Source organism: Planctellipticum variicoloris (assembly GCF_030622045.1).
Classification (GTDB): Bacteria; Planctomycetota; Planctomycetia; order Planctomycetales; family Planctomycetaceae; genus Planctellipticum; species Planctellipticum variicoloris.
The window spans coordinates 4,943,449-4,955,340 of sequence record NZ_CP130886.1; the positions used below are offsets into that span (position 1 = coordinate 4,943,449).

Annotated in this window: 7 protein-coding genes; 5 read left to right on the plus strand and 2 right to left on the minus strand. The window is 61.2% G+C overall.

From position 1 onward, the window contains the following. Positions 1-45: 45 nt before the first annotated feature. Positions 46-3,090, minus strand: a complete 3,045-nt coding sequence (locus SH412_RS19185; RefSeq protein ID WP_336519626.1) for a PSD1 and planctomycete cytochrome C domain-containing protein — start codon at positions 3,088-3,090, stop codon at positions 46-48. A gap of 494 nt (positions 3,091-3,584) precedes the next feature. Here SH412_RS19185 and htpG point away from each other — a divergent pair, with 494 nt between their 5' ends. The 3 genes from htpG to SH412_RS28665 all read left to right on the plus strand — a co-directional run bounded on the left by htpG (position 3,585) and on the right by SH412_RS28665 (position 7,625). After that, the gene (gene htpG / locus SH412_RS19190; RefSeq protein ID WP_336519627.1) at positions 3,585-5,465 is read left to right on the plus strand and encodes a molecular chaperone HtpG; all 1,881 of its coding nucleotides are present in this window, start codon (positions 3,585-3,587) and stop codon (positions 5,463-5,465) included. Positions 5,466-5,862: 397 nt separating this feature from the next. Then, on the plus strand, positions 5,863-7,122 hold the full coding sequence (locus tag SH412_RS19195) for an ABC-three component system protein (RefSeq protein WP_336519628.1): 1,260 nt from the start codon (positions 5,863-5,865) through the stop codon (positions 7,120-7,122). A gap of 20 nt (positions 7,123-7,142) precedes the next feature. Further along, the gene (locus SH412_RS28665; RefSeq protein ID WP_419555745.1) at positions 7,143-7,625 is read left to right on the plus strand and encodes a three component ABC system middle component; all 483 of its coding nucleotides are present in this window, start codon (positions 7,143-7,145) and stop codon (positions 7,623-7,625) included. A gap of 119 nt (positions 7,626-7,744) precedes the next feature. On the opposite strand, the gene SH412_RS19200 is transcribed toward SH412_RS28665, so the two are convergent. Next, on the minus strand, positions 7,745-8,776 hold the full coding sequence (locus SH412_RS19200; protein WP_336518647.1) for an IS630 family transposase: 1,032 nt from the start codon (positions 8,774-8,776) through the stop codon (positions 7,745-7,747). A gap of 123 nt (positions 8,777-8,899) precedes the next feature. Here SH412_RS19200 and SH412_RS19205 point away from each other — a divergent pair, with 123 nt between their 5' ends. After that, complete coding sequence (locus tag SH412_RS19205; RefSeq protein WP_336519629.1) at positions 8,900-10,789, plus strand: DUF3732 domain-containing protein; 1,890 nt, start codon at positions 8,900-8,902, stop codon at positions 10,787-10,789. A 766-nt stretch (positions 10,790-11,555) separates the two neighbouring features. Continuing rightward, positions 11,556-11,792 carry a hypothetical protein gene (locus SH412_RS19210; protein WP_336519630.1) on the plus strand — a complete coding sequence of 79 codons (237 nt, stop codon included), beginning with the start codon at positions 11,556-11,558 and terminating at the stop codon, positions 11,790-11,792. The last annotated feature ends 100 nt before the right edge of the window (positions 11,793-11,892 follow it).

The following is an 11,892-nucleotide window of genomic DNA, read 5'->3' on the forward strand; positions in this document are numbered from 1 at the left end:
AGCCCCGGCCACCCGGCTTGTCATTGTTCGAATTCACCACCGCCGTCAATCCTTCACCACAAACTCGTCCAAGTTCATCAGTGCCCGGGCCGTCAGCGTCCAGGCTGCCCGCTCCGCGGCCGGCCCGGCTCCTGATCCGGCGATCTGGCCGGCGGCTTCGGCATTGGTCTGCAGCCGATTGCGTTCGTGATCGAGATATTTCTGCAGCAGCGTCAATTCTTCCGGGGTCGGGCTGCGGGTGAGGCAGCGGCGGAAGAGGGTCCGCAATCTCTCGGGCTCGGCGTCGGTCCGGCCGGCGAACTCATTCCCCAGGTGCTGGGCGATTTCCAGGGCGACCGGATCGTTGAGCAACGTCAGCGCCTGCAGAGGCGTATTGGTCACATCCCGTCGAGGGATGCAGGCTTCGCCGCTCGGGCCGTCGAATGTCGAGAACATCGCGTAGGGGGACGTCCGCTTGGTGAAGGTGTAGAGCCCCCGGCGGTGCCGGTCTTCGCCCGGACTGACCGTCCAGGCCAGGCCGCCGTAGGTTCCCTCGGTCGTGACGTTGGCGGGTTGCGGCGGGAAGACGCTCGGGCCGAGCAGCTTGTCTGACAGCATCCCCGCGGTCGCCAGCAGCGTGTCGCGGACCAGTTCCGCTTCCAGCCGGACGCGCGGCCCGCGGGCAAGGAGCAGGTTCTCCGGATCGCGTTCAGCCAGCTCGGGCGAGACGCGCGAGTCCTGGCGATAGGTTGCGCTGGTCACGATCCGCCGGTGAAACTCTTTCAGCGACCACTGCCGGCGGACGAGCTCGGTCGCCAGCCAGTCGAGCAGTTCCGGGTGGGTCGGGGCGGCCCCTTGCAGACCAAAGTCTTCCTGTGTCTTGACGATTCCCCGCCCGAAGAACGCCGACCAGTCGCGATTGGCCACGACCCGCGCCGTCAGCGGATTTTCCGGGCTGACGAGCCACCGTGCCAGCGTCAGGCGGTTTCGGGGAACGTCCGCTGACAGGGGCGGCAGGACACCCGGGGTATGGGCCGGGACCGATTCCTTGGGCTGGAGGAATTCGCCGCGGTGGCGGCGGTGAGTTTCGCGCGGGAAATCGGCCGGGCGTTCGACGAACGCGAGCGTGGTCGGTGGAGCCGGAAGTTGTTTTCGCAACTGCTCGATCTCGGCCCGTGTGATCGTCAGTTCGGGCGCGGTCTGCAGGAAGTACCGCTGCAGACGGTCGATGTCGGAGGGCATGAGTTGCTGGGGGGGCTGAACGAGGAGGGACTCGATCTCCGCGGGCGTCTCGCGTGCGGTCAGCGGTCGGACATCGCGGGTGACGGAGATCCGAAACCGCCCCAGGTCGGCTGAGTAGTGCCGTTCGAAGACCATCCGGATGTTGACCTCTGAGGCATCACTCGCGGTCTGCAGCGGGGCCGCGAGGGTGTAGAACGCTGCGTGGGGCTCCCCTTCCCGCCCGCTGGTGGACCAGCCGGTCTGGAATTCGCCGTCATACGTCAGGCTGGCAGCCGCCTTGCCGCCGCCGATGCCGAGCTTGCCGTAGGTTTCGGTCGCACTGGCGAACTTGAGGGGCTGGCCGTCGATGTCGACGGTCCATTCGCTGAGGAAGAAGTCCCCTTCGGGGCCTTCGTAGTAGGTTCGACCGGGGCCGCCCTTGGGCAAGGAGGGATCGGGGAGGGCTTCGAGCCGGAGACCGGTGACGCCCCGCAGGTCGCCGCGGAGGACGAGGTCGTACTCGTCCCGCTTGGTCTGATCGCCTGAGGCCAGCAGCGAGCCGTCAGGGAGAATTTCAAAGCGGGAGAGATCGGCCTTCGCCGAGACCGGTTGCAGGACGGTCCAGTCGACCGCTGCGTTTCGCTGTTCGGCGAGCCAGGCGCTGAAGCGGTTTTTGAGATACTGCTGACGGGTGGCGGGGTCGGAACCGCTGTCGGTGCCGGGGAAATTTTCCCCCAGCTTCGCGGTTCGCTCGGCGATCGTCCGTTCGAGCGATGCCCGTCGCTGCAGCAGCTCCGGGGTCGGGACTTCGAGCTTGATTTCGTCGGCGTTGTTCAGGAAGGCCATCAGGCCGTAGTAGTCCTGGTGCGGCAGGGGGTCGTATTTGTGGGTGTGGCACTGAGTGCAGGCAAGGGTCAGCCCCAGCCAGGTGGCCCCGGTGGTGTTGACGCGGTCGCACAGGGCGTAGAACTGAAATTCCTGGGGGTCGATGCCCCCTTCTTCGTTGGTCATCGTGTTGCGGTGAAACCCGGTCGCAATTCGCTGCTCCAGCGTCGCGTCGGGGAGGAGATCCCCGGCGAGCTGCTCGATCGTGAACTGATCGAATGGCATTCCGGCGTTGATCGCGTTGATCACCCAGTCCCGCCACGGCCACACCGACCGCTGCCGGTCTTTTTCGTACCCGTTGGTGTCCGCATACCGCGCCAGATCCAGCCAGCGCCGGGCCCAGCGTTCGCCGTACCGGGGCGAGGCCATGAGCCGATCGACCAGGCGGTCGTAGGCGTCGGGGGCGGGGTCGGCGACGAACTGATCCACCTCTTCCGGCGTCGGCGGCAGGCCGATCAGGTCCAGCGAGACCCGGCGGATCAGGGTTTCGCGATCGGCTTCGGCGGATGGTGACAGCTTTTCGCGATCAAGTTTTGCGAGGATGGACGCATCGATCGGGTTGCGGACCCACTCCGGCCGGCTGACGGCGGGCGCGGCCGGTCGAACGGGGCGTTCGAAGGCCCAGTGGGCCTGGTACTCGGCGCCTGCGGCAATCCACTGCCGGAGCGTCTCCTTCTCGGCGTCGGTCAGCCGCTGTTTTGCGGTCGGGGGGGGCATGACCTCCGCTTCGTCGGCGGAGGTGATCCGCTGCACCAGTTCGCTCCGGCCCGGCTGCCCCGGCACGATGGCGACTTCCCCGGAATCGGCCGCCTTGACCGCACTGGCCCGGTCGTCGAGCCGCAGTCCCCCTTCGCGGGTCAGGTCGTCGGGGCCGTGACACTTGAAGCAGTGCCGGGCGAGGATCGGGCGGACGTCGCGGGTGAAGTCCGGCCCGGCGGCCAGCAACGGCGCCGCGAGGGTAAGCCCAACCAGCAGACCGGCGCAGTGAAAACATCCGCGAACCATGAATCGCATCCCGGCGGTGAAGTCTCAGAGCAGCAGCGCGTGAGGCAGAACCCTCCCGCATCGCGAGATGGTTCGCCTCCCATTCTCCGGGAACCAGTCGCGGCTGGGAACAGATCGACGATCCCAAATATCAGATTCCCGGAAGAGAGACTGCCAGATTGGCAGCAGGCCATGACATTCGCGGAGACTGCCATTCAGCGTAATTGATGACTGGACATCGCTTTACGAACTGCAGCGCGTTTCGGTGCGCGAGTTGCACTTCGGGTCCGGCGAAAGAGCAGCGGGTGGCCGGGGCTGGACCGCAGGGAAGCCGCGGTCTGAACTCACCGGGGTTTCGCGAAGACGCTCCAACCCCGGCCACCCGAGCGGTCCCCAGCTTCAAAGTCGAGCGAGTCGAGTCCGCGAAGATCGTCTCTTCCGTCGGGAGTGATGGTGAGCCTCGAAGACTCGACTCACCCTACAAATTCCTCGTTTTTTCCCGGAGTTCTTGCAGCATGACCACCGAAGCCGCCCCTCAGGAATTCACGTTTCAGACCGAAATCAAGCAACTGCTGCACATCCTGTCGCACTCGCTCTACCAGAACCGCGAGATCGCCATCCGCGAACTGGTTTCCAACGCCTCCGACTCTCTCAACAAGCTCCGGCATATCCAGCTCGCCGAGGACCAGTTCCGCGACGACGTCCCGCTGGAAATCGTCCTCGAACCGAACAAGGACGATCGCGTTCTAATCATCCGGGACACCGGCATCGGCCTGACGCATGACGAGCTGATTCAAAACCTCGGCACCATCGCCCATAGCGGCTCGAAAGAGTTTCTCAACAAGCTGTCCGGCGACGCCAAGGGGGATCTGTCGTTGATCGGCCAGTTCGGCGTCGGCTTTTACTCCGCCTTCATGCTCGCCGACCGGGTCGAAGTCATCACCCGCAGCTACAAGGAAACGACCGGCTGGAAGTGGGAATCGGACGGCACCGGCCGCTTCACCATCGAGCCCGCCGGCGACGTCCCCCGCGGGGCGCAGATCCGCCTGCACCTGAAGGAAGGCTACGAGGAATTCACCGACGCCTTCCGGCTGAAGTTCATCATCCGCAAGTATTCGACGTTCGTGCCGCACCCCGTCCGGCTGGACGGCGAAACGCTCAACGAGCAGAAACCGATCTGGGTCGAGCCCAAGAACCAGCTCACCGACGAGCAGTACGACGGCTTTTACCAGTGGCTGACGCACCACGCCGAGGAAAAACCGCTCTGGCGGATGCACCTGCAGAGCGATTCCCCGCTGCAGTTCCACGCCATTCTCTATTCGCCGCCGAAGAACCTGGAGCAGCTCGGGTTCGGCCGGGTCGATCACGGCCTGAACCTGTGCGCCAAGCGGATTCTCGTCCAGGACAACTGCCAGGATCTGCTCCCCGACTATCTGCACTTCCTGTACGGCGTCGTCGACTCCGCCGACCTGCCCCTCAACGTCTCCCGCGAGACGCTGCAGGATCACAAGCTCCTCCCCAAGCTGAAAAAAGTCCTCACGAAGAAGGTCCTCGACTTCCTGGCGGAGCTGGCCGAGGAGCGGCCGGAGGACTTCAAGACGTTCCACCAGCAGTTCGGGAGCATTCTGCGGACCGGGCTGGCGCAGGATTTCGAGAACCGGGAGCGGATCGCCAAGCTGATGCGGTTCCACTCGACGTTCGGCGACGACCGCGAAGTTCTGGTTTCGCTGGACGATTACGTGAAGCGGGCCGCCGAGGGGCAGACGCAGATCTACTACCTGAGCGGCCCGGAGCTCTCTTCGCTGGCGAAGCATCCGCTGCTGGAGCCGTTCCGGAAGCGGAACCTGGAAGTGCTGCTGCTGACCGATCCGGTCGACGAGTTCGCGATCACGCACGTCGGCATGTACGAGGAGAAGCAGCTCATTTCGATCGATTCGGTCGACGTGAAGTTCCCCGAGTCGACGAACCCGCCGGACGAGGAAGTCAAGCCGTCGCCGAAGGGACTGCCGCGGGTGATCGAGCTGTTCCGGGGGGCGCTGAGCGAGCAGACGGAGGACGTGAAGGAGTCGAGCCGGCTGACGGACAGCCCGGTCTGCCTGATCAATGCGCAGGGGGGGCTGAGCAGCCAGTTGCAGAAGATTCTGAGCCAGAATTCGCCGGATTATCAGCCGGCGAAGCGGATTCTGGAGGTGAACCCGCAGTCGGCGCTGATCGGCCGGCTGAGCGAGCTGTCGACGAACAGCGACAACGACGAGTTCATCCGGGACTGCGGCCGGCAGCTTTTTGCGAACGCGCTGTTCCTGGACGGCCTGGTGGCGCAGCCGGAAGAGACGACGCGGCGGATTCTGCGGTTCATGGAAGAGGCGGCCCAGAAACGGTCGGGGATTGTGGTGTGAGGGGGGGGTGAGAGTTGAGCGTTGAGGGGTGAAGAGATCTGCGATCGGGGTTTGCGGAGACGCGGGAGGTTTGTAGACTCGATAGAACGGACGACTACTACCTTCCTATTTGCGACTTACGTGAATCAGGGACCGCCGACCCTGTGCCGGCTACTGATATGCTTTGCTGACGGGTAATTCGCATATTCGCGATCGTGGACGAGAACGATATGGCGATTTCCCCTCAGCTCCCAGATGATGTGTTCACTGCCTCGTTCAAGGGGAATTGCCGAATCGACCAGAATGCAGCAGTGACGACAATCGCTGCATCCATAGATGCGGCACTTACCAACGGTGCATTGAATCTGCCGCGAATCACGGTACGCAGCCCTCCCCACGCTTCAACGGACTAGCGCCAATGGCGAAGAACCGCTCATCCGCGTCACCCGGTGCACCCCGGCGCGTCCGCCGATCATCGAGCGTCCCGGGCACGTATCGAGGCTTCTCGCTACAGGCGAATCGCTTCCTCTTTCATCTTATGCAGGCAGACCTCGATTCAACAGTCTCGCTTGAGGCATTCGAGGACGTCGGTGTGCAGAATTCGTCCGGAAGCCGTACTGCTGAGCAGAACAAGAGCTTCCTTACCAGCAACCCATTGGCAGATCGGTCCGCTCAGCTCTGGAAAACGCTTGCCAACTGGTTTCGATTGGCTTCGGATGGAACACTCCCGCCAGCCAACAGCAAGTATGTGCTCTACGCTCATACGACTGCACCGGGCCAGGTCGCCCGACTCTTGAACGACGCGATCGACGACGCAAGCGCACTTGCCGCCCTCAGTAGCATTCGCGCTCATCTACGGTACCCCGATGGCCTGAGTGACTCGACCTCCGTTCGCGATGATATGCTTACCGTTCTCAACGCACCTCCTGGCGTATTTGTTGCGGTGACCCCGCGCATTTCGATCATCTGTGGTTCGCTTGCAGGCGTTGACGAACTCAAATCGCTCTTCACCTCGCAGATTATCGGACCCGAAAGCGTCGATGAAACGATACAATGGTCACAAGGATGGATCAAGGAACGAATCGACAAGCAGATCTCACAGAATCAGCCCTGCTACATCACTAAACGCGAGTTTCACGACGCATTAATCACTTATGTCCGGCACCACGATCGCATTTCGATCCTCAAAAGTATCGCGGGCACTCCAGATCATACGGAGGTACAGCTCGAACTCGCATTTCGCAAATACGTCCGACAGTTGCAATGTATTGCACTGGATGAAGATTCGATACTCTCGGCCGTTAACGATTATCTCCGCGCAGTAGTTGACCGCACCCGATGGTCGGAAGAAGGGCATATCTCGTCAAACGCGCTCGATGCTCTCGCTGACGAACTTGTCGCTACCTGGCGCAACAAGACCAGGCGAGTTGCATTGACGCACGCCACGCTGCCTGAGGAGCATCGCGGCCAGCTACTATACACCGACTGCATTGAGCATTCTGCAAGCCTAGATGGACTCAGCACGCCTCCGCACTTTATTCGTGGCAGCTGGCAGGTTTTGTCAGATGATCTCGCCGTCGGATGGCATCCGCGATATTCAGAGATACTGACTGTAGCCACTGGAGTCTCTGCTGGCACCTCTGTTGATACGCACCAGTCGCAAGGGCCCAACTCGTGACTACGCCATTGACCCGAGAGATGCGATATGTCCAGAATCCTGCGCTTGGAGCGATACTGCTCTGGCGTTTTGTCACCGCCTACTCCGCGGCACACAAAACTAGTGATGCACCGATTCTACCGCTTGCCTTTGTAGTCCTTCCGATTCTGCTGCACCACGAGACCTTTGCAATCTTGAAGGCGACACAGCGACTAACAGGGCTACACGGATTCGTTGACAAGTTCAGTCGGAGCGGTGTAGAGCGATCCGACCTTCTCCTTGCGATTCATTCGAGGGCCGAATCAATGAGATACTTGACAATCGAATCTCTGCAAGAAGGAGTCCGCCACAGCCTCTTATCCATCTCTACTACAGATGCGACATTGGTCGCTCTTTCTACGACGCGCCCTTCCGGGTTGGCCAGTTCCGTCAGGCCGTTGCTTGATGGTGCCGAAAAGTTCGGGATGTGGTGTGCGCAGCTTACGCCGTTTGAGATTGCAACCGCACTTAAGGTGGGCCTGTAGAATGAAGTTCCAAGTTGAGAGCATCGTTCTGTGGTCCCGGTCAGCGAACATCGCGCCGCGCATCATTCCATTCAAGCTAAATCACCGGCCACGATTCTGAAACACTTCGATGGTCGTTCCTACAGCGCCGCCGGTCGCCGGTGGTTGTGTCGGCGGATGTAGGAGCGGACGTTTCGCATCAGTTGCGGCATCGTCGAGCATTTGTGGTTCCGTGTCACGTTGGCGTGTAAGTCCTCCCACGTTCGTTCGATCCGGTTGTGATCCGGACAGTACGGCGGCAGGAAGTGCAGGCGCAGCCTGCGCCCCAGCGGCGTCGCCAGACTCTCCCGCACCAGTCGGGTCGTATGGATCGCGTAGTTGTCCAGGACGACATGGATCTTCTTCGCCTGCGGATAGCGCTGCGTCAGCTCCCACAGCAGCAGTACGAACAACGCCGTGTCCTTCCGGTCGCCTTCGATCGCGATCAACTCCTTCGTCCGCGCATCCTGAGCCCCCGCCAGGTAACGCTTCTCGTTCTTCCCCGGCGTGAGAACCTGTTTCTGCTGCCCGCGGAGCATCCAGTCCTCGCCGATCTTCGGATTGAGATGGATGTCGATCTCGTCCTCCCAGACCGCCACTTCGCCCGTCGGCAGATGCGCCACCAGTTCCTCGATCTGCTCCAGACACTGCTGTTTTTCGGCCTCCGGCCACGGACACTCGACCGTTGGCTTCGGTCGTCCGCGCCGCGCCCCGATCAGCCGCAAGGCCCGGCTCATCGTCGACAGGCTGATCTTCACACTCGTCCGTCGACGGAGCGTTGTGATCAGCATCTCCCGCGTCCAGGTCGGCCGCTTCCAGCCGTCCTGCAGCGGATCGCCGGCCACGACCTCCCGCAACTGCGTCAGGTACTCCTCGGTCAGTTTCCGTGGCCCGTTGCCGCCCCGCCGGTCGAACAAACCGATCTCGCCGTCCTTCCCGTAACGCTGCTCGGTCCGATACACGGTGCTGCGACCGACCTTGAGCGAGCGGGCAATCCAGGTGGGAGAACGTCCTTCCAGTCGATGGATCACGATCAGATACCGCGTTCTCAGCCCGGCGTCCTTCAGAAACTTCAACTGCTCGGACAACCGCTGCTTGGCGCGCTCCGCCCGGGGTGAAAGAATGCCTTCCATGGGGAACTCCTTCCTTGGTTTGGAGTTGTGATACCTCCAAGGTAAGGGTTCCCCATCTCGTTTCCACTGCAATCCCTCCGCTCTGCCGCGCGCCTCACATTCGTGGCCGGTGATTTAGGAGCGGTGAACGTCATTAGCGGGGCGTCGAAGACTGGCAAATCAGCGATCATTCCGATCATTGACTACTGCTTGGGCGCGGACAAATGCGCAATTCCCGTTGAAACCATTCGCAACGCCTGCTCGTGGTTCGGGGTCGTTATCCATTCAGATGAAGGGCAAAAGCTCTTTGCCCGTCGAGAACCCGGCCAGCAGAAGTCGACGTCCGATATGTTTGTGCTTGAAGGACACTCAATAGCGATTCCAAGTGAAATAGCCGCGAAGAACACCACTTCAGATGCAGTCAAGGCAAAGCTTGATGATTTGGCCGGGCTGAGTCGGCTGGATTTCGATTTTGAGAAGACTGGGAGCGGATTCCGAGGACGTCCCAGCTTTCGCGATCTTATGGCGTTCACTTTTCAGTCGCAGAATATCGTCGCAAACCCTGACGTACTTTTTTTTAAAGCCGATACCTATGAGCATCGTGAAAAGCTCAAGACTGTGTTTCCGTACGTCTTGAGGGCCGTAACTCCGGAAGTGCTTGCGGCAAAGCATGAGTTGGAGGTCGTAAGCCGGCAGCTCGCGCGAAAGGAGAGAGAGCTGGAGAGTATCACACGAGTATCTGAGCGATGGCAGGCAGAGCTGCGGGCTTCGGCTGTACAGGCTAGAGAGTTTGGTCTGATTGATAAGCCACTTCCCCCTGATGCCTCCCGCGATGACCTGCTTGATCTTCTCAGGGTAGTAGTTCAGAAGAAGGCCGTAGCGATATCCGATTCAGTTGGGGTTTCAGAAGCAATGGACGAACTCGTCTCATTGCAGCGTGAAGAGTCAGAGGTTGATGCAACTCTTCAACGGCTTCGTCGAAGATTGGCAGAGATGAGCAAGCTCAAAGAGAATTCAGCGAACTTTCGAGCGGCACTAACTGTCCAGCGAGAACGACTAGGTATTGTTCGCTGGATTGAAGGGATGCACGCCGCGCATGTCTGCCCGATATGCGCCAGCACGGTCGACGACGAATCGGCAGGGATAAAAGAGCTTGTCGGGGCCTTGGAAGAGGTAGAAGCGACATTGGAGCGGACGGTATCAACACCAGCATCGTTCGATCGCGAACTGTTGCGGGTCAAGCAGGAGTTTGATCAAAGCATCGAACGGCTTAAGGGGATCACAATTCGGCAGGAAGAAGTTCAGCGCAGGTCTACTGCGGCGAGTGAGTCTCAGTATCGTGCAACTGCGGTGTCACGCTACTTGGGTCGCCTTGATCGCGCACTTGAGATGCAAGGCGCCCTCGCAGACGGCGGATCGCTTTCAGATGAAGTAGAGACCCTCAAGCTTCGGCAAGGCGAATTGCAGAATCTTGTAGGACAAGCTGGCATCGACTTGCGTATGCGGCGAGCTCTAGAGCGAATTGGGAATTACGCCGGGCGTCTGCTGCCGGGATTAGAAGCGGAGCGTCCCGACGACCCTGTAGAACTGTCGATTACCGATTTAACGATAAAGGTTCGCGGAGAGCAGCGCGACGACTACCTGTGGGAAATCGGAAGTGGCGCGAATTGGTTGTCGTACCACGTTGCGGTATCGCTCGCACTGCAACAGTTCTTCATCGGAAACGAACCAAATCCGGTACCGAGCTTTGTTGTGTATGATCAGCCGAGCCAAGTGTATTTTCCACGTCGACTTGCCCGAAGCAAAGACGATAATGCAGAGAGCGATCCAAGACTTCTGGACGAGGATGTTCTAGCGGTCCAGAAGGTCTTTACGACGTTTGCAAGGACCGTAGCGGCTTTGAGGGGCGAGTTGCAGGTGATCGTGCTGGATCACGCTGGTCCGGAGGTATGGGGGCATTCTAGCGGTGTACATCTCGTGGAGGAATGGCGTGGCGGAACGAAATTGGTGCCCAGTGAATGGCTTCAGCCCTAGCAGAAGGCGTCGCGAGCATCCGCAGTAAGGTGTCCGGCGAGTTAGACGTCGTCACCCTACCGAGGTTCCAAAGGCACAAGAGGCTTCCCACCCCGGCGACGACTCCTCTCCCATCGCCCGCTCGCGTAGACCGCGCACCGAATCCCGGCACGATTTGATCCCCGGCCACCTCAGCGGCGGACGCTCCGAGTCTGGCCCTGCCAGGACCCAGGTTGCGACGCCGGGTGGCGGGAGCGTGGGGCTCCGCTGACTCGGGCTCGATCGCCGGCCGCGAGGGTGAGGCGGGCTGACTTTGCTCCGTGGACGACGCCCCGACCGCTTCGCAGACCCTCACCCTGGCCCTCTCCCACTGCAGACAGCGGGAGAGGGGACAAGACGCAAACAGGACCTGTTTCCGCAGCGCTGCCGGCGATTTCGCTCCGGCCCGAATCTGGTCCGGGGCATTTTCCCGCCAGCGGCCTCGGTTGGACGTCTGCGTCCGGCCGGGGTGGCGGAGACGCGGGAGGGTTGGTTTCTCGACGGAGCGGCGGGTTGCCAGCTTCCCATCGCTGCGCGATGCTGGCTCCGCCTCGCCCGTACGATGGACGTCCTCGTCCGTCGACACTCTTCACTTCGAACGGACCGACGGACGTGGACGTCCATCGTACTTGCACCGAGTCCGGGCGATTTGAGGTCGCGGAAGAGAAGACTGGACGCGTGTCAGGTTCCCGTCCTACAATTGGTGGGAGTCAGAACCTTTGGCTCGCGGCCAGACCGGAGCGGCGGCATGGAAACGAAACAGGTGCAGTCCCGGATTGGGCCGGATGGCGTGCTGACGCTGCAGTTGCCGTTCGCTCCGGAAGATGCCAACCGGCCGGTGAATGTGACGGTCACTCCCGCGGTATCGGCGGGCGATGTCGGCCAGGCCGAATGGGCCGAGATTGTGAACCGGGTTTACGGTTCGTGTGCCGGGCTCGATCTGGAAGAACCCGCGGACGAACCGTGGCCACCGGCATCAACGTAACCACCGCGTCGAGGTCTGCCTCCACCGCTGCCGTGATCGCCCTCCCGTTTCAGAGGCAATCGCTTTTGAATTGACTTTCCCATGACGTCAGCCGATACTT